Source organism: Streptomyces sp. NPDC029139 (assembly GCF_055564335.1).
Genome location: NZ_JBVHWN010000004.1, coordinates 290,250 through 315,695, shown reverse-complemented (window position 1 = coordinate 315,695; position 25,446 = coordinate 290,250). Strand labels below are relative to the sequence as shown.

Below are 25,446 nucleotides of genomic sequence, written 5' to 3'. Positions count from 1 at the left end.
GGATAGGGGTTGCTCTTATTACCGGTGGGTAGCATCATCGTAGAGAAGCGTGGGCTACTCACGGGTAGCCGGAGCGCGCTCGCATACCAGGACATCCGCCTCCCCGAGCCTTACGGAGCCGTCGCCATGGGGCACTACAAGTCGAATCTCCGCGACATCGAGTTCAACCTCTTCGAGGTGCTCGGGCGCGACAAGGTGTACGGCACCGGTCCGTTCGAGGAGATGGACGTCGAGACCGCCAAGAGCGTCCTGGAGGAGCTGACCCGCCTCTCCGAGAACGAGCTGGCCGAGTCCTTCGCCGACGCCGACCGCAACCCGCCGGTCTTCGACCCGGAGACGAACACCGCCCCGGTCCCGGCGAGCTTCAAGAAGTCGTACAAGGCGTTCATGGACTCCGAGTATTGGCGCCTGGGCCTGCCCGAGGAGATCGGCGGCACCACCTCCCCGCGCTCCCTCATCTGGGCCTACGCGGAGCTGGTCCTCGGCGCGAACCCGGCCGTCTGGATGTACTCCTCCGGCCCCGCCTTCGCCGGCATCCTCTTCACCGAGGGCAACGAGGCGCAGAAGAAGGTCGCCCAGATCGCCGTCGAGCGCCAGTGGGGCTCCACCATGGTCCTCACCGAGCCCGACGCGGGCTCGGACGTGGGCGCCGGCCGCACCAGGGCGGTCCAGCAGGAGGACGGCTCCTGGCACATCGAGGGCGTGAAGCGCTTCATCACGTCCGGTGAGCACGACATGGAGGAGAACATCCTCCACTACGTCCTCGCCCGCCCCGAGGGCGCCGGCCCCGGCACCAAGGGCCTGTCCCTCTTCCTCGTGCCGAAGTACCACTTCGACTGGGAGACCGGCGAGCTGGGCGAGCGCAACGGCGTCTACGCCACGAACGTCGAGCACAAGATGGGCCTCAAGGCCTCCAACACCTGCGAGATGACCTTCGGCGACCAGCACCCCGCCAAGGGCTGGCTGATCGGCGACAAGCACGACGGCATCCGCCAGATGTTCCTCATCATCGAGTTCGCCCGCATGATGGTCGGCACGAAGGCGATCTCCACCCTCTCCACGGGCTACCTCAACGCCCTGGAGTACGCCAAGGAGCGCGTCCAGGGCACCGACCTGGCGAACTTCATGGACAAGACCGCCCCCAAGGTCACCATCACGCACCACCCCGACGTCCGCCGCTCGCTGATGACGCAGAAGGCGTACGCCGAGGGCATGCGCTCCCTCGTCCTCTACACGGCCTCCGTGCAGGACGCGATCCAGCTCAAGGAAGCGGCCGGCGAGGACGCGAAGGCCCTGCACGGCCTGAACGACCTGCTGCTCCCGATCGTGAAGGGCTACGGCTCCGAGAAGGGCTACGAGCAGCTCGCGCAGTCGCTCCAGACCTTCGGCGGCTCCGGCTTCCTCCAGGAGTACCCGATCGAGCAGTACATCCGGGACGCCAAGATCGACACCCTCTACGAGGGCACCACGGCCATCCAGGGCCAGGACTTCTTCTTCCGCAAGATCGTCCGCGACCAGGGCGCGTCCCTGAACGCGCTCGCCGAGGAGATCAAGAAGTTCCTCGCGGTCGGCACCGGCGGCGAGGAGCTGGCCGGCGCCCGCGACGCGCTCGCCAAGGCGGCCGTGGACCTGGAGGGCATCGTCGGCACGATGCTCACCGACCTCACCGCGACCGGCGAGGACGTCAAGAACATCTACAAGGTCGGCCTCAACACCACCCGCCTGCTGATGGCCTCCGGTGACGTGGTCGTCGGCTACCTGCTCCTCAAGGGCGCGGCCGTGGCCGCCGAGAAGCTGGCCGCCGGCGCCTCCGCCAAGGACCAGGCGTTCTACCAGGGCAAGATCGCGGCCGCGAAGTTCTTCGCCGCCAACGTCCTGCCGGGCGTCGGCACCGAGCGCGCGCTCGCCGAGGCCGTCGACGGCTCCCTGATGGACCTGGACGAGGCCGCGTTCTAGCACGCACCGCGTCCACCGAGGAACGGCTCGCTCCCGGGGAGGGGAGTGGGCCGTTCCGCCTTTTCCGGAGCCTGCCGGGAGTCGTGGTTCCGTCTTCCGGGGTCGCCCGGCCGCATTCCGGGGCGTGCGTAAGGTGAACCCATGACGAGCACCGCCCGCTTCGACCGCGGCCACACCGATGACCTCATGACCTTCCTGGCGGCCTCCCCGTCGCCGTACCACGCCGTGGCCGACGCCGCCGAGCGGCTGGAGAAGGCCGGCTTCCGGAAGGTCGAGGAGACCGCGGCCTGGGACGGGACGTCCGGCGGGAAGTACGTGATCCGCGGCGGCGCGATCATCGCCTGGTACGTGCCCGAGGGCGCCGCCGCCCACACCCCGTACCGGATCGTCGGCGCCCACACCGACTCCCCCAACCTGCGGGTCAAGCCGCAGCCCGACATGGGCGCGCAGGGCTGGCGGCAGGTGGCCGTGGAGACGTACGGCGGGACGCTGCTCAACACCTGGCTGGACCGCGACCTCGGCCTCGCCGGCCGCCTCACCCTCCGGGACGGCAGCCACCACCTGGTGAACGTGGACCGCGCCGTGCTGCGCGTCCCGCAGCTCGCCATCCACCTCGACCGGCAGGCCAACGACGGCCTCAAGCTCGACCGCCAGCGTCACATGCAGCCCATCTGGGGCCTCGGCGAGGTCCACGAGGGCGATCTGATCTCCTTCGTGGCGCAGGAGGCCGGCGTCGACGCCGAGGACGTGGCCGGCTGGGACCTCATGGTCCACTCCATCGAGGCCCCCTCCTACCTCGGCCGCGACCGCGAGCTCGTCGCCGGCCCCCGCATGGACAACCTGCTCTCGGTGCACGCGGGCGTGGCCGCCCTGGCCGCCGTGTCGGCGCGGCCGGACCTCGCGTACATCCCGGTCCTCGCCGCCTTCGACCACGAGGAGAACGGCTCCGAGTCCGACACCGGCGCCCAGGGCCCGCTGCTCGGCCAGGTCCTGGAGCGCTCGGTCTTCGCCCGCGGGGGCGCGTACGAGGACAGGGCCCGCGCCTTCGCCGGCACGGTCTGCCTCTCCTCCGACACCGGCCACGCCGTCCACCCCAACTACGCGGAGCGCCACGACCCGACGCACCACCCGCGCGCCAACGGCGGCCCGATCCTCAAGGTGAACGTCAACCAGCGCTACGCCACCGACGGCAGCGGCCGGGCCCTGTTCGCCGCCGCCTGCGAGAAGGCCGGCGTGCCGTGGCAGACGTTCGTGTCCAACAACGAGATGCCGTGCGGCACGACGATCGGCCCGATCACCGCCGCGCGCCACGGCATCACGACCGTCGACATCGGCGTCGCGATCCTCTCCATGCACAGCGCCCGCGAACTGTGCGGCGCGGAGGACCCGTACCTGCTGGCGAACGCGCTGGTGGCCTTCCTGGAGGGCTGAGCCCTCGACGGGCCCGGGACGCGCGTTCCCGGGCCCGGGGCCGCCCCCTACGGGCCCGGGGGCGAATCCCTACGGGCCCAGGGGCGAACCCCTAGGCGTCCATGCCCGCGAGGATGAGAGGCAGGCGCGAGGCGCCCGCGTCCGTCAGCTTCACCGGGACGCCCCAGTCCTGCTGGTGGACGTGGCAGGCCGGGTACTCGTTGGCCGGGTCGTCGTCGCAGGACGCCGCCATCGCCGAGACGTGCAGCACGCCCTCCGTGATCTCCGGGTTGAGGTCCAGCTCCCGGAAGAGGTCCGAGCCGGTGCCCTCGCCGGTGAGCAGGAGCTCGGGCGGGGTCGCGGAGACGAGCAGCCGGGTCGAGGGGCCGTAGCGCTCGTCGAGCTTCTGGCCCGTCGGCGCCTGGAAGACGACGTCGAGCCGGAGCCTGCCGGGGGCGACCTCGGTGGCCTCGCGCCGGGTGCGGTGGGCGACCGCCTCCACCTGGACGGCCTCCTCGGGCAGCCGCAGCCGGGTCAGCCGGTGCCGGGCCGACTCGACGACGACGATCTCGTCCTCGACGAGCACGGCGTCGCTCGGCTCGCGCAGATCGGTGGCGAGGGTCGTCACCTCGCCGGTCGCCGGGTCGAAGCGGCGCAGGGCGTGGTTGTACGTGTCGCTGACGGCGACCGACCCGTCGGGGAGGGCGGTCACGCCCAGGGGGTGCTGAAGGAGCGCCAGGGAGGCGGCGCCGTCGCGGTGGCCGAAGTCGAAGAGCCCCGTGCCGACGGCGGTGTGGACGACGCCCTCGGTGTCGATCCAGCGCAGGGCGCTGGTCTCCGAGTCGGCGATCCACAGCCGGTCCTCGGTCGCGGCGAGCCCGGACGGCTGCGCGAACCACGCCTCGGCGGCCGGTCCGTCGACGAGCCCCTCATTGGTCGTGCCGGCGGCGACCTCGACGGTCCGCGTGGCGGGGTCGTACGTCCACAGCTGGTGGACGCCGGCCATGGCGATCCACACCTTCCCCTGCCACCAGGCCACGTCCCACGGCGAGGACAGGTCCACCTCCAGGGCCGGGCCGGAGGTGGGGGAGCCCTGCCACCACTGCTTCCCGGTGCCGGCGAGCAGCTCGATCGCGCCGCTCTCCGGGTCGTACGCGCGCAGCGCGTGGTTCACGGTGTCGGCGACGACGACCGTGCCGTCGGGGAGCAGGGTGAGGCCCTGAGGCTCGCGGAACTCGCCGTCCCCGATCCGCCGCACCACGGTCTCCCCGTCCGCCGCGAGCTCCACGAGCTGGTGGCGGGTGGTGTCGGAGACCAGGAAGGTCCCGGAGGGCAGCAGGATCGCCTTGCCCGGGAAGCGCAGATCGGTCGCGACCGGCTCCGGCGGCACGTACGGCCCGTCGCCGCGCCGCAGCGTCCCCTTGGCCTCGTGCTCGGCCTCCAGCTCCTCGACGAGCGTCCGGATCGCGTTGGCGTGTCCCTCGCCCGCGTGCTGGGCGACGACGTATCCCTCGGGATCGATGACGACGAGCGTGGGCCAGGCACGGACCGCGTACTGCTTCCAGGTCGCGAGCTCGGGGTCGTCGAGGACGGGGTGGTGGACCTCGTACCGCTCGACGGCGTCCACGACGGCCCGGTGATCGGCCTCGTGGACGAACTTCGGGGAGTGCACACCGATGATCACGAGCGTGTCGCGGTGCTGCTCCTCCAGTTCACGGAGCTCGTCGAGCACATGCAGACAGTTGATGCAGCAAAACGTCCAGAAATCGAGCAGAACGATCTTTCCTCGCAGATCGGCGAGGGTCAGTTCGTCTCCGCCGGTGTTCAGCCAGCCACCCTTGCCGATGAGCTCGGGGGCGCGGACACGGGCGCGGGCGCGGGGTGCGGCGGGCGCGGAGTCGTTCATGGTTCAAGGGTGCCGTACGGGGAGCGGTGTGGCGGGACCGGGAGGGTGAAACCGGGGGGCGCGGGGTGAGCGGAGGCGTGTCTTGCCACCGGCATGTGACAGAAGGCTGGCAAGCATGGCGGGACGATCATCCGATTTTCGTCTCCGAGTGTGAGGTCTCATGCGCCGTCGATACGCGGTGTCGTTGCCGCTCCTGGCGGCGCTGGGCGCTCTGCTGCTTCCCGGCCCGGGCGCCCGGGCCGGCGGAACGGGGGACGGGGCGCTGCGGCTCACGGTCACCGTCAACACGCGCGGCGGCAGCGGGGCCCGGCCGCCGGAGGTACGGGTCGGGGACGCGGTGGTGAAGCGGTACCGGCTGGTGAACAGCGGGGAGGCGCATCTGTACGGGGTCCGGGTGAGCGAACCGGGAGTCACCGTGCGATGTCCGGCCAAACCGCTGGCCGCGCTCTCCTCGACCGAGTGCACGGCCCGGTTCCCGGCCCGGGCGGGGCACCACGGCGGGACGGCGACGGCCGTGGGGGAGGTTCCGTCGCTACGGATACGGCTCACGGCGACCGCCCGCTCCGGGTACACGGGGGTGGGCGGGGCGCTGGAGCTGACCGAGACGGTACGGGTGGGGCCGGGCCGGACCGCGGCCGTTCAGTACGTCGTCGCCAACCGGGGCGACCGACCGGTCCACGCGATTCGGCTCACCGACACCGCCCTCGGTCTCACGGCGGACGGCATCGACTGCGCGGGGCGGGCCGGCACCGTGCCCGGGCTCGCGCCCGGGGCCTCCGCCCGCTGTACGGCGACCGTCCGCCGCCCCCCGGGTACCCACCACAGCAGCGGACTGGCCTCCGGGAGCGACCGGGTCACGACGGTGAGCGCCTCGGGCAGTCCGGTGGCCCCACCGCTCCTGACGGCCCGCGCCTCGGCGACCTTCACCCTGCGGGCACCGATCGGGACTGATGCGGGAGCGGGGGCTGGAGCGGGAGCGACGGCAGGAACCGGAGCGACGGCAGGAACGGGAGCGGGAGCGGGGGTTACCGCGGGGGCAGGGGCGAGTACGGGCGCGGCGGCAGGGGCGAGTACGGGCGCGGCGGCGGCAGGCGCGGGGAGCGGGGTGCCCGGGGCCGCCGCTGGGGGCCCCGGCACGACGGGCGGGGCAGGGGCGGCCGGAGCGGGAGCGGCCGGAGCCGGAGCGGTGGCGGGAGCCGCTGCTGGAGCTGCGGGAGTCGCCGGGGCCGCTGGGGCGGCCGGGGCGGCCGGGGCCGGCGGCGTCCTTGCCGCGCCCGGGGCCCCGGGGGCGTACGTCATGCCCCTCGGCCCACCTGTCGGCGCGGGCCCGGATGCCGCGGTCGCCGTACCTCCTCCCGTAGCGCCCGTAGCGCCCCCTCCCGTACCCGCGCGTCCGGTACCGCCGGCGCGCGTACCGCCCGCCCTCGTACCGCCCGCCCTCGTACCGCCCGGTCGAGTGCCGTCCGTTCCCGTGCCGCCCGGTCGTGTGCCGTCCGTTCCCGTGCCGCCCGACACCACGACGGCCGTCGACGACGGCGCGGAAGGCGTTCTCCCCCGCCTGCGCCGCCGCGCCCGGGAACTGTCCGAAAACGGGATCGCCCTGACGCTCCTTCTGATCCTGATCCCGGCGGCGGTCGCCGCCGCCCTCCTCGGCTCCCGCATTCGCTGACCACGGAAGAGACCATGGCCCTGCTGGAAACCCTCGTCGTCGTCCTGGGAGTCGCACTGGCCTCCGCCCTCGCCGTGGTCGTCAAGACCAGGCTGTTCCCTGCCAAGGAGGACGAGGAGCCGCGCGAGGACGTCGCCGAGTACATCGCGATGATGGTCTCGGTCCTCTACGCCGTCGTCCTCGGCCTGTGCCTGGTCTCGGTCTGGGACAACCGTTCCTCGGCCGCCGAGCACGTCCAGGCCGAGGCGAGCGCCCTCCACCAGACGTACCTGCTCGCCGACGCCCTCCCCGCCGACCGGCAGCAGCCCGTGCGCGACGCCGCCCGCGCGTACGCCACCCATGTGGTCGACGTCGAGTGGCCCAGGATGGCCGAACGCGAGCCCCTGGGACCCGCGGGCTGGCAGCTCCTCGAAAGACTCCGGGACGCGGGCGAGGCGCACGCCTCGGACCCGATGCCCGACCAGCTCACCGCACAGGAGGTCCTCGCCCAGCTCGGATACGTGGACGAGGCGCGGCGCGGCCGCGAGGCGGCGGCCCAGGACCGGCTGTCGCCCGTGCTGTGGGCGGGTCTGATCCTGGGCGGTGTGCTGACCCTGGCCTTCATGTTCCTCTTCGGCATCAAGCGGAACTTCACCCATGTGGTGATGGTGATGGGCCTGTCGGGCTTCATCGCCTTCACGGTCCTCCTGATCCACCAGCTCGACGCCCCCTTCGGCGCGCTGCTGGGCGCCACCGCCGAGCCCTTCACCCGTTACTTCGCGCCTGCGTGAACGGCGGCCTGCCGGGGAAGCCCTGATCACATGTCGCATCATTCCGGAAGAGAACCCCTGAGCCCCCACAAGTACCTCGTACGGGACAAGATCTTCGCCATCGGCGACGACTACTGGATCGAGGACGAGCACGGCCGTCACGCCTTCCTCGTCGACGGCAAGGCGTTGCGCCTGCGCGACACCCTGGAGTTCAAGGACCCGGAGGGGCGGGTCCTGGTCACCCTGCGACAGAAGATGTTCAGCCTGCGGGACACGATGACGATCGAGCGGGACGACCGCCCGCTCGCCACGATCCGCAGGAAGCGGCTCTCGCTGCTCCGCAACCACTTCCGGGTCACGCTGGTCGAGGGCACGGAGCTCGATGTCAGCGGCCGGATCCTGGACCGGGAGTTCACCGTCGAGTACGACGGCGAACTCCTCGCCCACATCTCCCGGCAGTGGTTCCACGTCCGGGACACCTACGCCGTGAACGTCGTCCGGGAGGACGCGGACGCGGCGCTGCTGATCGCGGTCGCGGTGTGCGTGATCCGGATGTCGGAGCGGGAACGCGAGGACTAGAGGACCGGGCGCCGGCGTTCACCCGACGGGCCGGGGCTCCGGGCCCGAGCCGCAGGCCCGAGCCGCCTACCCGAGCCGCAGGCCGGAGCCGCAGGCCCGAGGCTCGGGCTTCCCGAAGCCGGGCGCCGCGCTCGCTTCACCGCGGCGTCAGGCGGCCTTCGCCGCCGCCTCCAGGGCCTGTTCCAGGTCCGCCCACAGGTCCTCGACGTGCTCGATGCCCGTCGAGAGCCGTACCGTCCCCGGGCCGATGCCCGCCGCTTCCAGGGCCGCCGCGTCCAGCTGGCGGTGGGAGGTGGAGGCCGGATGCATCACCAGGGTCTTCACATCGCCGAGCGAGGCGCTCAGCGAGGCCACCCGGACCGCCCCCACGAAGGCACGGCCGGCCTCCCGGCCGCCCGCGAGGTCGAAGGAGATCACCCCGCCGCCGCCCTTCGGCAGCAGCCGCCGGGCGACGGCCTCGTCGGGGTGCCCGGGCAGAGCCGGGTGGCGCGCCGCCGAGACCGCGGGATGCGCGGCGAGCCGGCCGGCCAGGTCGAGGGCGGTCGCGCACTGCCGCTCGATCCGCAGTGGCAGGGTCTGCAGGCCGCGCAGGGTCAGCCAGGCCGCGAACGGGTCGGTCGAGGCACCCAGTTCGACCGCGTAGTGGCGGACCCGGTCGTACAGCCCGGTGTCCTTGAAGACCGCGATGCCGCCGAGGACGTCCGCGTGCCCGGCGAGGTACTTGGTGGCCGAGTGGACCACGATGTCGGCGCCGTACTCGATCGGCCGGAACAGCAGCGGGGAGGCGAAGGTGTTGTCCACGGCGCTCGGCACGCCCGCCTCGGCGGCGACGGCGATCAGGGCGGGCAGGTCGCCGACCCGGGTGGTCGGATTGGCGATGGTCTCCAGGTACAGCAGGCGCGTCTCGGGGCGCAGGGCGCGGCGCACCTCCTCCGGGTCCGTCCCGGAGACGTACGTGACCTCGACGCCCCATCGCTCGCTGAGGTCGTTGAGGACCGCGTAGGTGCCGCCGTAGAGGCAGCGCTGGGCGACGACATGGCCGCCGGCGGACAGCAGCGCGAGCAGGACGCCGTTGATGGCGCCCATGCCGGAGGCGTACGAGAGCCCGGCGACCCCGCCCTCCAGGCGGGCGACGGCGTCCTCCAGGGCGCGGACGGTGGGGTTGCCGAAGCGGTTGTAGAGGAAGGTGTCGGGCGCGTGGAAGGCGTCCGCCATCGCGTCGGCGCTGTCGAAGGAGAAGACGTGCCCCTGGTACAGGGGGACGCTCATCGGCCTGCTGCCGGTGATCTCCGGCTGCGGCGGGTGGACGGCGAGGGTCTCGGGACGGAGGGCTCCGGTGTCTTCACTCATGGCGTCAGTGAACAGCGGCGGCGCCCGCGGTCCCAGAACCAATCCCGGCGGATTGGTCCGCCGGACGGGCCGCCCTCTCGCCCTGTGGACGACGACCGGCGGCCGCACGGCCGTGGGTGAAGACGGCCCGTCCGCCCCGTGAGCCCGTCCATGCGCCGGCGGCCCCGTCCATGCGCGGGCAGGCCCGTCCGTCCCGTGAGCCCGTCCATGCGCCGGCGGCCCCGTCCATGCGCGGGCAGGCCCGTCCGTCCCGCAGCCCTGTCAGGCCCGTTCGGGCCGTGCCACGCCCAGCATCCGGTCCTTCAGCGCGGGGAACTGCTCCCGGGTCGTCGTCACCTTCGCGGGATCGAGTTCGACGCGCAGGATCTCCTCGTCCGGACCCGCCTCGGCCAGGACCTCGCCCCAGGGGTCGACCACGATCGAGTGTCCCGCCTGCTCCACGCCCGCGTGCGTGCCCGCCGTGCCGCAGGCCAGCATGTACGCCTGGTTCTCCACGGCCCGTGCCCGCGCGAGCAGCGTCCAGTGCGAGCGCCGGCGGGCGGGCCAGCCCGCCGGGACGACGAACGCCTGGGCGCCCGCGTCGACCAGACCCCGGAACAGCTCCGGGAAGCGGAGGTCGTAGCAGGTGCCGACGCCGACCGTCAGCTCCGGCAGCGCGACCGTCACCAGCTCGTCCCCCGCCGCCATCATCACGGCCTCGCCCTTGTCGAAGCCGAAGCGGTGGATCTTCCGGTAGGTGGCGACCGGCTCACCCGCCGGGGAGAAGACGAGCGAGGTGTTGTAGAGGGCTCCGCCGGCCGCCTCGACGATGGATCCGGCGTGCAGCCAGACCTCGGCGTCCCGGGCCGCCGCCGCCATCGCCTCGTACGTCGGGCCGTGCACCGGCTCGGACTCCGCCGCGAACGACTCGTACGCGAACGCGCCCATCGGCCACAGCTCCGGCAGGACGACGAGGTCCGCCGCGCCGCGCTCCTGGCGGATGAGACCGGCCACCCGCACCCGGCGAGATTCGACCGATTCGTCCGGTTCTACTGCGATCTGGATCAGCGAGGCGCGCACACTACCACCGTCCTGGCATTCGAGCCGTCAACACGGGCCTACGATCGTCACACGAAAGCACTGCCGGGGTGCCTTCGGGCAGCGTAACTTAGCGTCCGAGCCTCCCACGCAGTCTTGTTTTCAGCCCGCGCACCGCAGAACCGCCGAGGGGTCCCGTGACCGTCCATCCCAGCCTTCAGACCTACGCCGACGCCTGGACCCACTCCATCGAAGCGATATCCGAGCTGGTTCAGCCGCTCGTGGAAGGCGAATGGAACCGCGCCACACCGTGCCCGGGCTGGTCGGTGCGCGACATCGTGTCCCATGTGATCGGCATGGAGTGCGAGATGCTCGGCGATCCGCGCCCCATCCACTCGCTGCCCCGCGACCTCTACCACGTACGCAGTGAGTTCGCCCGCTACATGGAGATGCAGGTCGATGTGCGGCGGCACCACACCGGCCCCGAGATGACCTCGGAGCTGGAGTACGTCCTCATCCGCCGCGCCCGCCAGCTGCGCAACGAGAACCGCAAGCCCGACCACCTGATCCGCGCCCCGCTCGGCGCCGAGCAGACCCTGGAACTGGCCTACCGGATGCGCGCCTTCGACGTCTGGGTCCATGAGCAGGACCTGCGCCACGCGCTCGGCCGCCCGGGCAACCTGGACTCCCCCGGTGCCCACGTCACCCGTGACGTCCTGCTGCAGGCGCTGCCGAAGGTGGTGGCCAAGGGCGCGGGGGCCCCGGCGAGTTCGGCGGTCGTCTTCGACGTGCACGGGCCGGTCGAGTTCCTGCGGACGGTACGGGTGGACGCGGACGGCCGCGGAACGGTCGACGGAGCGCCCTCGCTGGGCCCCCTGGCGACGCTGGCGCTGGACTGGGAGACGTACGTGCGCCTGGCCTGCGGCCGGGTCCGGCCGGCCGAGGTGGCCGACCGCGTCAAGACCGAGGGCGACCTCGACCTGGCGCAGGCGATCCTCGACAACTTCACGGTGACGCCCCGCTGATCGCCGGCAGGCCGGTTCCGACCGTGCGGTCGGCCCCGTCGGTCCCGTCGGTTCGGCCGGTTCAGCCGGCGAGGCGGGTTCGGCCGGTTACGCCGATCGGGTCCCGCTACGCCGGTACGTGGACGGCCTCGACGCGGCTGGCGACGAGGCGTTCCTTCTCCCGGCGGGCCGTACGGGCCTTCAGCCGCAGGATCTGTACGACGCCGAGCGCCTCCAGGACGAAGACGGAGGAGAAGGCGATCCGGTAGTTGTCCCCGGTCGCGTCGAGGAGGACGCCGACCGCGAGCAGGGTGGTCATCGAGGCGGTGAAACCACCCATGTTGACGATTCCCGAGGCCGTTCCCTGACGCTCCGGCGGGTTGGCGGGACGGGCGAAGTCGAAGCCGATCATCGAGGCCGGGCCACAGGCGCCGAGGACCGCGCAGAGGGTGATCAGCAGCCACAGCGGAGCCCGGTCACCGGGGTACGCGAGGGTGGCGGCCCACAGCAGCGCGGTCGACGCGACCGTGCCGAGCGCCAGGGGGGCCCTGGCCGTGTGGTGCCGGGCGATGATCTGCCCGTACGCGAGCCCCACCACCATGTTGGAGAGCACCACGAGGGTCAGCAGCTCGCCGGCGGCCCCCCGGGACAGGCCCTGGTTCTCCACCAGGAACGGCAGGCCCCACAGCAGCAGGAACACCATGGCGGGGAACTGGGTGGTGAAGTGCACCCACATACCGAGCCGGGTGCCGGGCTCGCGCCAGGACTCGGCGATCTGACGGCGGACGTAGGTGGCACCGGCGTGCGCGACGGGCTGGGGCTCGTGGCCCTCGGGGTGGTCCTTGAGGAAGAGCAGCAGCAGGACGAGGACGACCGCGCCGGCTACGGCGCTGCCCGCGAAGGCGGCGGTCCACCCGACACCGTGCAGGAGCCGGGCGATGACGATCGTGGAGACGAGGTTGCCGGCCATGCCGACCAGACCGGCGAGCTGGGCGATCAGCGGGCCGCGCCGGGCGGGGAACCAGCGGTTGCCGAGCCGCAGCACGCTGATGAAGGTCATCGCGTCGCCACAGCCGAGCAGCGCGCGAGCGGCCAGCGCCATGCCGTACGAGGGGGAGAGCGCGAAGCCCAGCTGCCCGACGGTGAAGAGCACGACGCCGAGGGTCAGCACCTTCTTGGTGCCGAGCCGGTCGACCATGAGACCGACGGGTATCTGCATGCCGGCGTAGACGAGCAGTTGGAGGATGGAGAAGGTGGACAGGGCGGAGGCGTTGACGTCGAAGCGGTCGGCGGCGTCGAGTCCGGCGACGCCCAGCGACGTACGGAAGATGACGGCGACGAAGTAGACGGCGACGCCGACGCCCCAGACGAGGGCGGCGCGCCTGCCACCGGGAGGGTCACCGGGCAGGGTGACGGCCGATCCGAAGCCGCGTCCGCTCACCGGGCCTCACCCCTGACCAGGACCTTGACCCAGCTGAGGTGCTGCCGGACGCAGTGCGCCGCCCCTTCGGCGTCACCGGCGCGGATCCGCTCCAGGATCTCGGCGTGCTCGGTGATGTTCTTGGTGATGCGGTCGGGCTGGGACTGCATCACGGCCACGCCCATCCGCAGTTGTCGGTCGCGCATCTGGTCGTAGAGGCGGGCGAGGATCTGGTTGCCGGCGTGCTTGACGATCTCGGCGTGGAAGCACCGGTCGGTGACGGCGACCTCGGCGAGGTCTCCCGCCTCGGCCTGGCGCTTCTGCTCCTCCAGGAGCTCTTCGAGCCGCTCGATCAGCGCGGCCGGCGCGGGCACGGCGCGGCGGACGGCGAACTCCTCGACGAGCAGCCGGGTCTCGACGACGTCGGCGATCTCCTGGGCGGAGACGGCGAGGACCAGGGCGCCCTTCTTGGGGTACAGCTTGAGCAGCCCCTCCATCTCCAGCTTGAGCAGCGCCTCCCGTACCGGAGTGCGGGACACCCCCACGGCCAGGGCGAGCTCGCCCTCCGTGAGCAGGGTGCCTCCCTCGTACCGGCGCTCGAGGACGGCCTGCTTGACGTGCATGTAGACACGGTCGGCTGCTGGGGGTGCGGATGCCATGCGCACAGCTTAGATACAACAGGGGTGCAACAGCAGGCCCCGTCCGCGATACGGACGGGGCCTGGCTCTAGTGAGCCGGGTCGGAGTCGTAGACCTGGCGCGCCTCGTCGACCTTCTCCAGGTTGTCGGCGGCCCATTCGGCCAGGTGGGCGAAGAGCGGAGCGAGGCTGCGGCCCAGCTCACTGATCTCGTACTCGACGCGGGGCGGCACCTCCGGGTGGTACGTCCGGACGACCAGGCCGTCGCGCTCCAGCTGGCGCAGCCGCTGGGTCAGCACCTTCGGGGTGATCCGGCCGATCGCCCGCTCCAGCTCCACGAACCGCTGCCGGCCGCGGGCGTTGAGGGTCCACAGGATCGGTGTGGTCCACCGGCTGAAGACGATGTCCACCACGGGAGCGACCGGGCAGGCGAGCTCCGGGTCGGTGTCCGGCGGAACCGTCCGTATCGTCTCGGCAGCCATGCGCTCCCCCTCGGGCATAGTCACTTTCCTCTAGGTACCTACTATATCGAGGCTGTTAGCGTCCTCGACATCAACCGCTCGACCTCACAAGGGAGTTGTCCATGCTGGTGGTGACGGGGGCGACGGGTAACGTCGGCCGATCGCTCGTACAGGTGCTCGCGGCGGCCGGGGAGCAGGTGACCGCGACGTCCCGGGGCATTTCGGACGCGGAGGTGCCGCCCGGTGTCCGGCAACTGCGCTCGGACCTGACGGACGCCGACACTCTGCGGCCCGTCCTCGACGGAGCCGACGCGCTGTTCCTGCAGGACGGCGGAACCAGTGCGCATCTGCTGCGTCCGCACGACATCCTCGACGCCGCGAAGGCCGGCGGCGTCCGTCGGGTGGTCCTGCTGTCCTCCCAGGGCGTCGCGACCCGGCCGGAGTCGGCCTCCCACGGGGAGACGGCACGCGCCATCGAGGACGCCGTCCGGGAGTCCGGCATGGCCTGGACGATCCTGCGGCCCGGCGGCTTCGCCTCCAACGCCTTCGCCTGGGCCGAATCGGTCCGTGCGCGCCGGGAGATCGCCGCTCCGTTCGCCGACAGGGGGCTGCCGGTCATCGACCCGGACGACATCGCCGAGGTCGCTGCCGTCACGCTCCGGGAAGACGGCCACGAGGGGCGGATCCACGAGCTGACCGGTCCGGCCCTCAGCACGCCCCGGGAACGGGCCTCGGCGATCGCCGACGCGCTCGGCGAGCCCGTGCGGTTCGTGGAGCAGTCCCGCGAGGAGGCACGGGCGCTGATGCTGCGGTTCATGCCGGAGCCGGTGGTCGAGACGACGCTGAGCATCCTCGGTGAGCCCCGCCCCGCCGAGCAGCGCGTCAGCCCCGACGTCGCGCAGGTGCTCGGCCGCGCGCCCCGGACCTTCGCCGACTGGGCGCGGCGCTACGTCGCCGCGTTCCGGTAGGAGAGGGAGGGACGCGCCGGTAGGAGGCGGGCGGGAACGCGAGAACGCCCGACCGGGGAGCCCGGTCGGGCGTTTCACGTGAAACGGCGCCTTGGCCGTTACGACCAGGTGATGAGGCGCTTCGGCTGCTCCAGGATCGCGGCGACGTCCGCCAGGAACTTGGAGCCCAGCTCGCCGTCGACCAGTCGGTGGTCGAACGACAGCGCCAGGGTGGTGACCTGACGCGGCTTCACCTTGCCCTTGTGGACCCACGGCTGGAGTTTGATCGCTCCGACCGCGAGGATCGCGGACTCGCCCGGGTTGAGGATGGGCGTACCGGTGTCGACGCCGAAGACGCCGACGTTGGTGATGGTGAAGGTGCCGCCCTGCATCGCCGCCGGGGTGGTCTTGCCGTCGCGGGCGGTGGCGACCAGCTCACTCAGGGACCGCGACAGCTCCGGCAGGGTCTGGGCGTGCGCGTCCTTGATGTTCGGCACGATCAGACCGCGCGGGGTGGCCGCGGCGATGCCCAGGTTGACGTAGTGCTTGAGAACGATCTCCTGGTTGGCCTCGTCCCAGGCCGCGTTGATCTCCGGGTTGCGCTTGACGGCGACCAGGACGGCTTTGGCGATGAGGAGGAGCGGGTTGACCCGCAGGCCCGCCATGTCCTTGTCGGACTTGAGCTCCTCGACCAGCTTCATCGTGCGCGTGATGTCGAAGGTCACGAACTCGGTGACGTGCGGCGCGGTGAAGGCCGAGCCGACCATCGCCGCCGCCGTGGCCTTGCGTACGCCCTTGATCGGGATACGGGTCTCCCGGACGCCCGCGCCCACACCAGCACCCGCCGAGGCCGGTGCCGAAGCGGGGGCCTCGGCCGCGGGGGACGGCACGCTCACGGGAGCGGTCACCGGCGCGGGTGCCGCGACGGCTGGCGCCGGGGCGGCCGCCGCGTGGACATCCTCGCGGGTGATGATCCCGTCCGGTCCGGTCGGGGTGACCGTGGCGAGGTCGACCCCGAGGTCCTTGGCGAGCTTGCGCACCGGCGGCTTGGCCAGCGGGCGTGCGCCCACGGGACCATGACCGTTGAGCTGCTCCGGTACGGAGACGGGCGCGGCGGTGACCGGGGCCTCGCCCGTGGACTTGCGCGCCCGGCGCTTGGTGGAGGTCGCGGCGACGCCGTAACCGACCAGGACCGGCTGCCGGCCCTGGGGCTCGGCCTCCTCCTCCGGGGCCTCCACGGTCGCCTGGACCGGAGCGGCCTGGGCGGGGGTCTCGGCCGCGGCCGGAGCGTCACCGCCCACGTTCACCGAGATGATCACCTCGCCGACGTCGACCGTCGTGCCCTCGGGGAAGCGCAGCTCGTGCACCACACCGTCGAAGGGGCAGGGCAGCTCGACCGCCGCCTTGGCCGTCTCGACCTCGCAGACGACCTGCCCGTCGGCGACCGTGTCACCGGGCTGGACGTACCACTTGAGGATCTCGGCCTCGGTGAGGCCCTCGCCCACGTCGGGCATCTTGAATTCGCGGATCGTCACGATGCTCTCCTCAGTACGCCAGCGAGCGGTCGACGGCGTCGAGCACGCGGTCCAGACCCGGCAGGTACTCCTCCTCCAGGCGCGCCGGCGGGTACGGCGCGTGGTAGCCGCCGACCCGCAGGACGGGGGCCTCCAGGTGGTAGAAGCAACGCTCGGTGATCCGGGCGGCGATCTCCGCGCCCGAGCCGTAGAAGACCGGGGCCTCGTGGACCACGACCAGGCGGCGGGTCTTCTCGACCGAGGTCTGGATGGCATCGAAGTCGATCGGGGACATCGAGCGCAGGTCCAGGACCTCCACCGACTTGCCCTCCTCCTGGGCGGCCGCGGCGGCCTCCAGGCAGACCTTCACCATCGGGCCGTACGCGGCGAGCGTGAGGTCGCTGCCCTCGCGCGCCACCCGTGCCTTGTGCAGCTCGCCCGGGATGGCCTCGGTGTCGACCTCGCCCTTGTCCCAGTAGCGGCGCTTGGGCTCGAAGAAGATGACCGGGTCGTCGCTCTGGATGGCCTGCTGGAGCATCCAGTACGCGTCGGAGGAGTTCGACGGCGAGACGACCTTGAGGCCCGCGACGTGCGCGAAGAGCGCCTCGGGGGACTCTGAGTGGTGCTCGACCGCGCCGATGCCGCCGCCGTAGGGGATGCGGATGACGACCGGCAGCTTGATCTTGCCGAGCGCGCGGGCGTGCATCTTCGCGAGCTGGGTGACGATCTGGTCGTACGCGGGGAACACGAAACCGTCGAACTGGATCTCGACGACGGGCCGGTAGCCGCGCAGGGCCAGGCCGATCGCGGTGCCGACGATGCCGGACTCGGCGAGCGGGGTGTCGATGACCCGGTCCTCGCCGAAGTCCTTCTGCAGCCCGTCGGTGACGCGGAAGACACCGCCGAGCTTTCCGACGTCCTCGCCCATGATGAGGACCTTGGGGTCGGTCTCCAGGGCCTTGCGGAGCGACTCGTTGAGCGCCTTGGCCAGGGGAAGCTTCTGTACGGCCATGGTTACTTGCCCTCCTCGGCGCCGGAGTCGGCGAAGGACGCCTGGTACGCGGCGAACTGCACGCGCTCCTCGTCGACGAGCGCGTGCCCGTCGGCGTAGACATTCTCGAAGATCGCCATGTGGTCCGGGTCCGGCATGGCACGGACGGCCTCGCGGACACGCTTGCCGAGCGTCTCGCTCTCCTCCTCCAGGGCGGCGAAGTAGGCCGCGTCGGCGAGCCCCTCGCGCTCCAGGTACGCCTTGAGGCGCAGGATCGGGTCCTTCGCCTCCCAGGCCTCGCGCTCCTCGTCGGCGCGGTACTTGGTCGGGTCGTCGGAGGTGGTGTGGGCGCCCATGCGGTAGGTGAACGCCTCGACCAGCGTCGGGCCCTCGCCACGGCGGGCACGCTCGAGCGCGGACCGGGTCACGGCCAGGCACGCGAGGACGTCGTTGCCGTCGACGCGGACGCCGGGGAAGCCGTAGCCCTGCGCGCGCTGGTAGAGCGGGACGCGGGTCTGCCGCTCGGTGGGCTCGGAGATCGCCCACTGGTTGTTCTGGCAGAAGAAGACGACCGGGGCGTTGTAGACCGCGGAGAAGGTGAACGACTCGGCGACATCGCCCTGGCTGGACGCGCCGTCGCCGAAGTACGCGATCACGGCGGAGTCCGCGCCGTCCTTGGCGACACCCATGGCGTAGCCGGTGGCGTGCAGGGTCTGCGAGCCGATGACGATCGTGTACAGGTGGAAATTGTTGGTGTTGGGATCCCAGCCACCGTGGTTCACACCACGGAACATGCCGAGCAGATTGGTGGGGTCGACACCCCGGCACCAGGCGACACCGTGCTCGCGGTAGGTCGGGAAGACGTAGTCGTCGTCCCTCAGCGCACGGCCCGAGCCGATCTGAGCGGCCTCCTGGCCGAGCAGCGAGGCCCACAGCCCCAGCTCGCCCTGCCGCTGCAGGGAGGTGGCCTCGGCGTCGAAACGCCGGGTGAGGACCATGTCCCGGTAGAGCCCGCGCAGCTCGTCGGCGCTCAGGTCGATGTCGTACTCGGGGTGCTGGACGCGCTCCCCTTCGGGCGTCAGCAGCTGAACGAGCTCGGGCTCTGCGCCCTGGCTCTTCTTGACGCTCGCGCTAGCGGTGCGCTTGGTGCCGCTGCTGCGTCGCGTCGTCTTGCGCGCGGCAGTGCTTTCCACGGTCACGTGCGTGCTCCTCCGTCGGTCCGGCCCCCGGGTTCGCCGGGTGGGCCAGTGCGGCTCCGCCTGTATCCGTACCCGCGCACGGGGTGGGTGCGACGCGGCCGGGGTCAGGCGTGACAGGTGCCCCGGCGAGCGCCCTGTCATAGGCACGTTACCCAGTGCGCCGCATTCCTGCGAAACCCCATTTGACCTGCGATTTTGCTTGGATTTCCAAGTAAATCGAGAAATGCGGGAACACAGCTGGTCAGCGCGGTGCAACGGCCATGAGGCCGCCGGAACACGGGCACGGTATCCCGCCACCCCCGGGCACGGGAAGAGCCAATATGTGAGACTGACCGCGTGCGCGAAGAGGGAAAAATCCGGGTATTTCTGTTGGACGACCACGAAGTCGTCCGGCGCGGCGTCCACGAGCTGCTCACCGTGGAGGACGACATCGAGGTGGTCGGCGAGGCCGGCACGGCGGCAGATGCCCTGGTCAGGATCCCGGCGACCCGTCCCGACGTGGCCGTGCTGGACGTGCGGCTGCCGGACGGCAGCGGTGTCGAGGTCTGTCGCGAGGTCCGTTCGCGGAATGAGGACATCAGGTGCCTGATGCTCACCTCGTACGCCGACGACGAGGCGCTCTTCGACGCGATCATGGCCGGGGCCTCGGGATACGTCCTCAAGGCCATCCGCGGCAACGAGCTGCTGTCGGCGGTACGGGACGTGGCGGCCGGCAAGTCGCTGCTCGACCCGGTCGCGACCGCCCGGGTCCTGGAACGTCTTCGCGAGGGAAACAGTCCGAAGGGTGACGACCGGCTCGCCAACCTGACGGAGCAGGAGCGCAGGATCCTGGACCTGATCGGGGAGGGCCTGACCAACCGGGCGATCGGCGAGCGGCTCCACCTGGCGGAGAAGACGATCAAGAACTACGTCTCCAGCCTGCTGTCGAAGCTGGGCATGGAGCGGCGCTCGCAGGCCGCGGCGTACGTGGCCCGGTTGCAGGCCGAGCGGCGCTGACGGAAGCGCTCCGGCGGGAGCGGCAGGAGCCGGCGGGACGGACCGGCGGGACCGACGACGACCGGCGAGCCGGACGGGGAGCGATTCGGGACCTACGTCCCTCCCGACCGGGGCATGGGCCCCTTTTCGGACTTGGTTCCGGTGACCGAGAGTGGACGCCATGTCCACCGAGGAGATCCGCGCCATCGAGCTGCTGAACCGCGTGTCGTACGGCTGGGTGGCGACGAGCATGCGCGCGATGCCGTTCGTCGCCCCCGCCCGGCACGTCGTGGACGACGGCGGCGTGCTGCTGCGGATGCACCGGGGCCTCGGCTACCACCGCGCCTGCGCGGGCAGCGTGATCGCGTACGGCGCGGACAACTTCGGCTCCGGCGTCGACTCCCTCTGGTCCGTGCAGTTCACCGGCACCGCGGAGATCGTCGAGCCCACCAAGGAGCAGCTGGCGGCGTTCGGCCCCGCCCCGCGCGTCGTGGACGGCGAGCCCTTCGACCCGATCCACCTGCGCCTCGCACCTCGGTTCGTGACCGTGCACCGGCTGGACTACTCCATGGGGCGACAATTCCACCACGTAGCGTGATCTAACATCTGGGGAGTGCCGCGCTCATCTGAAACGCTCGCTCCGCCCGTCGGCGCCCTGCTGCGCCGCTACCGGGAGGCCGGTGAGCCGCTCTCCTGCGAACCGGTCACCCAGGGCCTCCTCAACCGCGGCTACCGCCTCGCCACCACCCGCGGCGCCTACTTCCTCAAGCAGCACCTCGACGCCCCGACCGCCGACCGGGACACCATCAGCCGCCAGCACCGCGCCACGCAGCGCCTGCATGCCCTCGGGCTGCCCGTCGCCCCACCGCTCGCCGACTCCACCGGCCGCACCGTCGCCGTCATCGGCGGCCACTGCTACGCCCTGCACCCCTGGATCGACGGCCGCCACCGCGACGGCGCCCAGCTCTCCGCCGGCGGTTCCCGGCGCCTGGGCGCCCTCCTCGGCCACGTCCACACCTGCCTGGAGCAGGTGATGGAGTGCCCGCCGCCCGGCGCGGAACACGAGAGCGCCCGCCCGGAGGACACGTTCCGGCTCATCGACGAGCTGCTGCGGCTCGCCCGCGCCGGCCGCCCCCGCACCTCCTTCGACGCGCTCGCCGAACACCGGCTGCTCGAACGCCGGGTGCTGCTCTCCGAGCACGCCCACCGCCGCCCGCCGCCCGCCGCCGCGGCCGGCTGGGTGCACGGCGACTTCCACCCGCTGAACCTGCTCTACCGGGGCGCCGAGCCGGCCGCGATCGTCGACTGGGACCGCCTGGGCGTCCAGCCGAGGGCGGAGGAGGCAGTAAGGGCGGCCGCCATTTTCTTCGTACGCCCCGCCGGTGAGCTGGCCCTGGAGAAGGTGCGGGCCTACGCGCGGGCCTACCGGCGGGCGGTCGGCGCGGACGCGGCGGAACTGGCGTCGGCGGTGCACCGCGTGTGGTGGGAGCGGCTGAACGACTTCTGGATACTGCGCTGGCGGTACCAGCTCCACGACCGAAGGGCCGACCCGCAGTTCCCTGCGGCGTCGGCCCTGGCGGTGTGGTGGACCCGTGAGTACGAGGCGGTGCGCGACGCGTTCACGGGGTGAGTCCCGGGTCGGTCAGGGCGTGGTGCCCGCCGTCGTCCCCGTGGTGCTGCCCGCCGCCGTACCGGTGGACGTGCCCGTCGTCGTGCCCGTGTTGGTACTGCCGGTCGACGTGCCCGAGCTGCTCGTGCCGTCCGTGGTGCCCTCGGTGGTGCCTTCCGTGGTGCCCTCCGTGGTCCCCTCGGTCGTGCCCTCCGTGGTGCCCTCGGTGTCCGTGCCACCGGTCGCCGGATCCGTCGACGGCGACGAGGGGTTGTCCGACGGCGTCGACGGGGTCGACGGCCGGTACGACGGCCGGTACGTCGGGGTCTTCCAGGAGTCCTGGGTGCCGCCCGTCGAGGTGTCCGGCTCCTGCGTCTGCTGGGACGGCTCCTGCGAGGGCTGCTCGGACGGGGCCTGCGTCGACGGGGTGTTGCTCACCGTCGGCTTGTCGGTCGTCCCGCCGGACGTGCCGCTCTGCCGGTCCAGCGCGTAGACGACGCCCGCGACGATCGCGATCATCGCCAGCGCCACGAACAGCAGGAGCTTGCCGCGACCCCCCTTGCCGTTCCTCTGGCCGTACGGGCCGGGGTGGCCGGTGCCGTCGTACCCGCCGACGCCGCCGTCGTCCGGGTTCATCGGCGGAAGGATCGGGCGCTGCGCCGTCTCGTGGTGCATGGGGTGACCCATCGCCGTCGTCGCGGCCATGCCGCCGACCGGCGTGTGCCCGCCCTCGTGGACCTCCACCGGGCCGGTGTTCCACGTGCCGGTGTGGCCGCCCTGCTGCTGGAGCATCTGCAGGCCGTACTGGATCAGCCCGCGCATCTCCTCGGCGCTCTGGAACCGGTCGTCCGGGTCCTTCGCGAGCGAGCGCATCACCAGACCGTCGAGCTCCGGCGGCGCCGCCTGGGCCACGTCCGACGGCGGTACCGGCATGTCCTGGACGTGCTGGTAGACCACCGAGAGCGGGGTCTCACCCGTGAACGGGGGCCGCGACGCGAGCAGTTCGTAGAGCAGACAGCCGGTGGCGTAGAGGTCGGACCGGTGGTCCACGGCCTTGCCGAGCGCCTGTTCGGGGGAGAGGTACTGCGGCGTGCCCATGACCATGCCGGTCTGGGTCATCGTCGACTGCGCGCCGTGCAGGGCGCGGGCGATGCCGAAGTCCATCACCTTCACCGCGCCGGTGTGCGTGATGATGACGTTCGCCGGCTTGATGTCCCGGTGCACGATGTTGTGCTGGTGCGAGTACGCGAGCGCCTCGAGCACGCCCGAGACGATGATCAGGGCCTGCTCCGGACCCGGCGCCTCGGCGCTGATCAGCAGGTCGCGGATGGTGCGGCCCTCGACCAGCTCCATCACGATGTACGGCACGGAGTGGCCGCTCACGACGTCCTCGCCGGAGTCGTACACCGCCACGATCGCATGGTGGTTGAGGCCGGCGACCGACTGCGCCTCGCGTGTGAAGCGGGCCTTGGAGACGGGATCCTCGGCGAGGTCCGAACGGAGCAGCTTGACGGCGACCGTGCGGCCCAGGCGGACGTCCTCGGCGGCGAACACCTCGGCCATGCCGCCTCGCCCGAGACGGTGTGTCAGGCGGTAACGTCCGTCACCGACCACTCCGCCGACGCCCCAGGACTCCGCGGCGGCGCCCGACAGGCCGCCGCCGCCTGCTTCGGATTCGGGTGCCATCAGTCCTCGCCGTCGTATGTCTACCGTGCAGTGCCGTACCGCCGTCACGCTACAGGCTTCGTCCGACACCACGGTTCGAGATGGACCGGCCATCCAACCCCGTCCACGTACGCCTGTGCAAATTCCAGGCAGTTCCTGTAACGCTTGCGAGACGCTTCTTGCCAGGAGGGTCACGGAACGGGCACCTGGCTTGACGTGTCACTGCCCTGGGGCAGACTTGGCCAGGAAAATCCGGTGACAGCGCCGCCACGCGCGCGTAGGGGGAGCACGAATGAGCCAGGACGGCGCACAGGGCCGCTATGCGGGCGGTTCGGTCGCGAACGGCCGCTATCAGCTTCGCGACCTGCTCGGCGAGGGCGGCATGGCCTCCGTCTACCTGGCGTACGACAGCGCGCTGGACCGGCAGGTCGCCATCAAGACGCTGCACTCGGAACTCGGCCGGGAACAGTCGTTCCGCGAGCGGTTCCGGCGTGAGGCGCAGGCGGTCGCGAAGCTGTCGCACACCAACATCGTCTCGGTCTTCGACACCGGCGAGGACACCCTCGACGGCGCCGTCATGCCGTACATCGTCATGGAGTACGTGGAGGGGCAGCCGCTCGGCTCCGTGCTGGCCTCCGACGTGCAGCAGTTCGGCGCGATGCCGGCCGACAAGGCGCTGAAGGTGACGGCCGACGTGCTGGCCGCGCTCGAGACCAGCCACGAAATGGGCCTGGTCCACCGGGACATCAAGCCCGGCAACGTGATGATGACCAAGCGCGGCATCGTCAAGGTCATGGACTTCGGCATCGCCCGGGCCATGCAGTCCGGTGTCACCTCGATGACGCAGACCGGCATGGTCGTCGGCACGCCGCAGTACCTCTCCCCCGAGCAGGCCCTCGGCCGCGGCGTGGACGCCCGCTCCGACCTTTATTCGGTCGGCATCATGCTGTTCCAGCTGCTGACGGGCCGTCTTCCGTTCGACGCGGACTCGCCGCTGGCCATCGCGTACGCGCACGTCCAGGAGGAGCCGGTCGCGCCGTCCTCCATCAACCGCTCGGTGACTCCGGCGATGGACGCGCTCGTCGCCCGCGCGCTCAAGAAGAACCCGAACGAGCGTTTCCCGAGCGCGGCGGCGATGCAGGACGAGTGCCTGCGCGTGCTGTCGGCGGGCCAGACCGGCGCCCCGATGATCGTGGGCGGCGGCCCGGTCAGCAGCGGGGCGGGCGTGGGCTCGGCGGTCTTCCCGCCGGTCGGCCAGACCCCGCAGCCCTCGACCCACGGCGTCCAGCAGCCGTACCAGGCCCCGACGCCGCAGCCGGGCCCGTACGGTCCGCCGACGCCGGCCCCGTCCTACGGCTACCCGCAGCAGGCCCCGACGCCCGCCCCCGCTCCGGCGTACCAGACGCCCGCACCCGGGCCGTACACGATGTCGCCGCAGCACTCGTCGGTGGCGACGAGCGGCGGCTCCGGCGGGTCGAAGCGGAACACCCCGATGCTCGTGGGCGCGGTCCTCGTGGCGCTGATCGTGATCGGCGGTGTGATCACGGCGCTCTCCCTCAAGGAGGACGACCCGGGGAACACCGCGGGCGGCGACCCGAGCCAGAGCCAGTCGGCGGCGCCGGGACACAAGGGACCGGATCTCACCAAGACCATCGCGACGAAGAAGTGCACGGAGCCGGTCGAGTCGAGCGACGACCCGTCGAAGTTCGAGATCCCGAACTTCACGTACAAGAACATCCAGTCGGTGAAGGACTGCATCCACGCGGCCGGCTGGAAGATCAAGACGCAGACGCCGGTGGACGAGAACACCTACGGCGAGGGCACGATCCTCAGCCAGTACCCGCCGGCCGGTGAGGACGCGTCCAAGGACGACGCCGAGTTCACGCTCGAGATCTCCACGGGCAACCCGCCGCAGTAAGCACCCTCCGGGCGCCCCGGAACCCGCGCTCTCACCCCCTCCCTTGCACCCGGGATGCCGGATATACCCCGCTGTGTGACGCTGGGCCGACAACGGCGGCTCGGCACGGGAGGGGGTCATCGGTGACTCCAGGACTCCGCGGTACGCGGACGCGGGCCCTCGGCCCGGTCGTCGCGTGCTGGCTGGCGGTGGCTTCCGCGCCGGTGGCGTACGGGGCCGGGACCGGGCCGACGGCGGAGCCGAGGGCCCAGGCGGCGACGGGCTCCCCCGGGGCCTCGGCGGGCACGGCGTCCCGGCCGACGAAGCCGTCACGACCGTCGAAGCCACCGACGTCGCCAGATCCGCGGGAGTGGCGTGATCCGCGGGAGTGGCAGGGGCCTCAGGGGCCGAACGGGCAGCAGGGGCCGTGGGGGCCGTCGTCCTCGTCCGGGAGACCCGGCGACACCGTCATCCCCGGAGCCTCCGGCCCT

The 25,446-nt window shown here is 71.7% G+C and carries 22 protein-coding genes; 12 read left to right on the top strand and 10 right to left on the bottom strand.

Translation table 11 applies throughout. The annotated features are described in order from the left end of the window. Positions 1-126: 126 nt before the first annotated feature. Together ACZ4VW_RS12480 and ACZ4VW_RS12475 are read left to right on the top strand one after the other, a co-directional pair. On the top strand, positions 127-1,956 hold the full coding sequence (locus tag ACZ4VW_RS12480; RefSeq protein ID WP_467961305.1) for an acyl-CoA dehydrogenase: 1,830 nt from the start codon (positions 127-129) through the stop codon (positions 1,954-1,956). A gap of 141 nt (positions 1,957-2,097) precedes the next feature. Then, positions 2,098-3,387 carry a M18 family aminopeptidase gene (locus tag ACZ4VW_RS12475; RefSeq protein ID WP_467961303.1) on the top strand — a complete coding sequence of 430 codons (1,290 nt, stop codon included), beginning with the start codon at positions 2,098-2,100 and terminating at the stop codon, positions 3,385-3,387. 91 nt (positions 3,388-3,478) lie between these two features. Here the strand turns inward: ACZ4VW_RS12475 and ACZ4VW_RS12470 are convergent, their stop codons facing one another. Continuing rightward, positions 3,479-5,272: an NHL domain-containing thioredoxin family protein gene (locus ACZ4VW_RS12470; protein WP_467961301.1), complete on the bottom strand. Its 1,794-nt coding sequence runs from the start codon at positions 5,270-5,272 to the stop codon at positions 3,479-3,481. A gap of 160 nt (positions 5,273-5,432) precedes the next feature. Here ACZ4VW_RS12470 and ACZ4VW_RS12465 point away from each other — a divergent pair, with 160 nt between their 5' ends. From ACZ4VW_RS12465 to ACZ4VW_RS12455, 3 genes are read left to right on the top strand one after another with little or no spacing between them, the layout of a single operon-like run. Beyond that, complete coding sequence (locus ACZ4VW_RS12465; RefSeq protein WP_467961299.1) at positions 5,433-6,941, top strand: hypothetical protein; 1,509 nt, start codon at positions 5,433-5,435, stop codon at positions 6,939-6,941. A 14-nt stretch (positions 6,942-6,955) separates the two neighbouring features. Continuing rightward, entirely contained in the window at positions 6,956-7,711 is a 756-nt protein-coding gene (locus ACZ4VW_RS12460) for a bestrophin-like domain (RefSeq protein WP_467961297.1), read from the top strand. Positions 7,712-7,741: 30 nt separating this feature from the next. Further along, on the top strand, positions 7,742-8,269 hold the full coding sequence (locus ACZ4VW_RS12455; RefSeq protein WP_467961295.1) for an LURP-one-related/scramblase family protein: 528 nt from the start codon (positions 7,742-7,744) through the stop codon (positions 8,267-8,269). A 147-nt stretch (positions 8,270-8,416) separates the two neighbouring features. Here ACZ4VW_RS12455 and ACZ4VW_RS12450 read toward each other — a convergent pair whose 3' ends face one another. Both ACZ4VW_RS12450 and ACZ4VW_RS12445 read right to left on the bottom strand, forming a co-directional pair. Next, complete coding sequence (locus ACZ4VW_RS12450) at positions 8,417-9,619, bottom strand: trans-sulfuration enzyme family protein (RefSeq protein ID WP_467961293.1); 1,203 nt, start codon at positions 9,617-9,619, stop codon at positions 8,417-8,419. 261 nt (positions 9,620-9,880) lie between these two features. Then, positions 9,881-10,678 (bottom strand): carbon-nitrogen family hydrolase, encoded by a 798-nt coding sequence (locus ACZ4VW_RS12445; RefSeq protein ID WP_467961291.1) that lies wholly within the window; start codon positions 10,676-10,678, stop codon positions 9,881-9,883. A gap of 155 nt (positions 10,679-10,833) precedes the next feature. Here ACZ4VW_RS12445 and ACZ4VW_RS12440 point away from each other — a divergent pair, with 155 nt between their 5' ends. After that, positions 10,834-11,661 carry a maleylpyruvate isomerase family mycothiol-dependent enzyme gene (locus ACZ4VW_RS12440; protein WP_467961289.1) on the top strand — a complete coding sequence of 276 codons (828 nt, stop codon included), beginning with the start codon at positions 10,834-10,836 and terminating at the stop codon, positions 11,659-11,661. Positions 11,662-11,767: 106 nt separating this feature from the next. Here ACZ4VW_RS12440 and ACZ4VW_RS12435 read toward each other — a convergent pair whose 3' ends face one another. From ACZ4VW_RS12435 to ACZ4VW_RS12425, 3 genes are all read right to left on the bottom strand, one after another. After that, on the bottom strand, positions 11,768-13,081 hold the full coding sequence (locus ACZ4VW_RS12435; RefSeq protein WP_467961287.1) for an MFS transporter: 1,314 nt from the start codon (positions 13,079-13,081) through the stop codon (positions 11,768-11,770). Beyond that, entirely contained in the window at positions 13,078-13,719 is a 642-nt protein-coding gene (locus tag ACZ4VW_RS12430) for a GntR family transcriptional regulator (RefSeq protein ID WP_467961285.1), read from the bottom strand. The genes ACZ4VW_RS12435 and ACZ4VW_RS12430 overlap by 4 nt, the downstream gene beginning before the upstream one ends. 67 nt (positions 13,720-13,786) lie before the next feature. Then, positions 13,787-14,179: a winged helix-turn-helix transcriptional regulator gene (locus ACZ4VW_RS12425; RefSeq protein WP_467961283.1), complete on the bottom strand. Its 393-nt coding sequence runs from the start codon at positions 14,177-14,179 to the stop codon at positions 13,787-13,789. Positions 14,180-14,280: 101 nt separating this feature from the next. Here ACZ4VW_RS12425 and ACZ4VW_RS12420 point away from each other — a divergent pair, with 101 nt between their 5' ends. Next, the gene (locus tag ACZ4VW_RS12420; protein WP_467961281.1) at positions 14,281-15,126 is read left to right on the top strand and encodes an NAD(P)H-binding protein; all 846 of its coding nucleotides are present in this window, start codon (positions 14,281-14,283) and stop codon (positions 15,124-15,126) included. Between the two features lie 98 nt (positions 15,127-15,224). Here ACZ4VW_RS12420 and ACZ4VW_RS12415 read toward each other — a convergent pair whose 3' ends face one another. From ACZ4VW_RS12415 to pdhA, 3 genes are read right to left on the bottom strand one after another with little or no spacing between them, the layout of a single operon-like run. After that, positions 15,225-16,619, bottom strand: a complete 1,395-nt coding sequence (locus tag ACZ4VW_RS12415; protein WP_467961880.1) for a dihydrolipoamide acetyltransferase family protein — start codon at positions 16,617-16,619, stop codon at positions 15,225-15,227. Between the two features lie 31 nt (positions 16,620-16,650). Further along, positions 16,651-17,631 carry an alpha-ketoacid dehydrogenase subunit beta gene (locus ACZ4VW_RS12410; RefSeq protein ID WP_329118586.1) on the bottom strand — a complete coding sequence of 327 codons (981 nt, stop codon included), beginning with the start codon at positions 17,629-17,631 and terminating at the stop codon, positions 16,651-16,653. A 2-nt stretch (positions 17,632-17,633) separates the two neighbouring features. Next, positions 17,634-18,809 (bottom strand): pyruvate dehydrogenase (acetyl-transferring) E1 component subunit alpha, encoded by a 1,176-nt coding sequence (gene pdhA / locus ACZ4VW_RS12405; RefSeq protein ID WP_467961279.1) that lies wholly within the window; start codon positions 18,807-18,809, stop codon positions 17,634-17,636. A 336-nt stretch (positions 18,810-19,145) separates the two neighbouring features. Between pdhA and ACZ4VW_RS12400 the strand changes: the two genes are divergently transcribed. From ACZ4VW_RS12400 to ACZ4VW_RS12390, 3 genes are all read left to right on the top strand, one after another. Further along, positions 19,146-19,805 (top strand): response regulator, encoded by a 660-nt coding sequence (locus ACZ4VW_RS12400; RefSeq protein WP_467961277.1) that lies wholly within the window; start codon positions 19,146-19,148, stop codon positions 19,803-19,805. A 160-nt stretch (positions 19,806-19,965) separates the two neighbouring features. Continuing rightward, positions 19,966-20,382: a pyridoxamine 5'-phosphate oxidase family protein gene (locus ACZ4VW_RS12395; RefSeq protein WP_467961275.1), complete on the top strand. Its 417-nt coding sequence runs from the start codon at positions 19,966-19,968 to the stop codon at positions 20,380-20,382. A 15-nt stretch (positions 20,383-20,397) separates the two neighbouring features. Further along, positions 20,398-21,414: a phosphotransferase gene (locus ACZ4VW_RS12390; protein WP_467961273.1), complete on the top strand. Its 1,017-nt coding sequence runs from the start codon at positions 20,398-20,400 to the stop codon at positions 21,412-21,414. 12 nt (positions 21,415-21,426) lie between these two features. Here the strand turns inward: ACZ4VW_RS12390 and ACZ4VW_RS12385 are convergent, their stop codons facing one another. Next, a complete protein-coding gene (locus tag ACZ4VW_RS12385) occupies positions 21,427-23,079 on the bottom strand; it encodes a protein kinase domain-containing protein (RefSeq protein WP_467961271.1) in 1,653 nt (550 codons plus the stop codon). Positions 23,080-23,350: 271 nt separating this feature from the next. On the opposite strand from ACZ4VW_RS12385, the gene ACZ4VW_RS12380 reads away from it, so the two are divergent. Together ACZ4VW_RS12380 and ACZ4VW_RS12375 are read left to right on the top strand one after the other, a co-directional pair. Next, positions 23,351-24,976, top strand: a complete 1,626-nt coding sequence (locus tag ACZ4VW_RS12380) for a protein kinase domain-containing protein (RefSeq protein WP_467961269.1) — start codon at positions 23,351-23,353, stop codon at positions 24,974-24,976. Positions 24,977-25,151: 175 nt separating this feature from the next. Further along, positions 25,152-25,334 carry a hypothetical protein gene (locus ACZ4VW_RS12375; protein WP_467961267.1) on the top strand — a complete coding sequence of 61 codons (183 nt, stop codon included), beginning with the start codon at positions 25,152-25,154 and terminating at the stop codon, positions 25,332-25,334. The last annotated feature ends 112 nt before the right edge of the window (positions 25,335-25,446 follow it).

Coding starts and splice junctions, on each gene's coding strand:
- ACZ4VW_RS12480 (WP_467961305.1), top strand. CDS start 127: ATGGGGCACTACAAGTCGAATCTCCGCGACATCGAGTTCAACCTCTTC.
- ACZ4VW_RS12475 (WP_467961303.1), top strand. CDS start 2,098: ATGACGAGCACCGCCCGCTTCGACCGCGGCCACACCGATGACCTCATG.
- ACZ4VW_RS12470 (WP_467961301.1), bottom strand. CDS start 5,272: ATGAACGACTCCGCGCCCGCCGCACCCCGCGCCCGCGCCCGTGTCCGC.
- ACZ4VW_RS12465 (WP_467961299.1), top strand. CDS start 5,433: ATGCGCCGTCGATACGCGGTGTCGTTGCCGCTCCTGGCGGCGCTGGGC.
- ACZ4VW_RS12460 (WP_467961297.1), top strand. CDS start 6,956: ATGGCCCTGCTGGAAACCCTCGTCGTCGTCCTGGGAGTCGCACTGGCC.
- ACZ4VW_RS12455 (WP_467961295.1), top strand. CDS start 7,742: ATGTCGCATCATTCCGGAAGAGAACCCCTGAGCCCCCACAAGTACCTC.
- ACZ4VW_RS12450 (WP_467961293.1), bottom strand. CDS start 9,619: ATGAGTGAAGACACCGGAGCCCTCCGTCCCGAGACCCTCGCCGTCCAC.
- ACZ4VW_RS12430 (WP_467961285.1), bottom strand. CDS start 13,719: ATGGCATCCGCACCCCCAGCAGCCGACCGTGTCTACATGCACGTCAAG.
- ACZ4VW_RS12425 (WP_467961283.1), bottom strand. CDS start 14,179: ATGGCTGCCGAGACGATACGGACGGTTCCGCCGGACACCGACCCGGAG.
- ACZ4VW_RS12420 (WP_467961281.1), top strand. CDS start 14,281: ATGCTGGTGGTGACGGGGGCGACGGGTAACGTCGGCCGATCGCTCGTA.
- ACZ4VW_RS12415 (WP_467961880.1), bottom strand. CDS start 16,619: ATGCCCGACGTGGGCGAGGGCCTCACCGAGGCCGAGATCCTCAAGTGG.
- ACZ4VW_RS12410 (WP_329118586.1), bottom strand. CDS start 17,631: ATGGCCGTACAGAAGCTTCCCCTGGCCAAGGCGCTCAACGAGTCGCTC.
- ACZ4VW_RS12395 (WP_467961275.1), top strand. CDS start 19,966: ATGTCCACCGAGGAGATCCGCGCCATCGAGCTGCTGAACCGCGTGTCG.
- ACZ4VW_RS12385 (WP_467961271.1), bottom strand. CDS start 23,079: ATGGCACCCGAATCCGAAGCAGGCGGCGGCGGCCTGTCGGGCGCCGCC.
- ACZ4VW_RS12380 (WP_467961269.1), top strand. CDS start 23,351: ATGAGCCAGGACGGCGCACAGGGCCGCTATGCGGGCGGTTCGGTCGCG.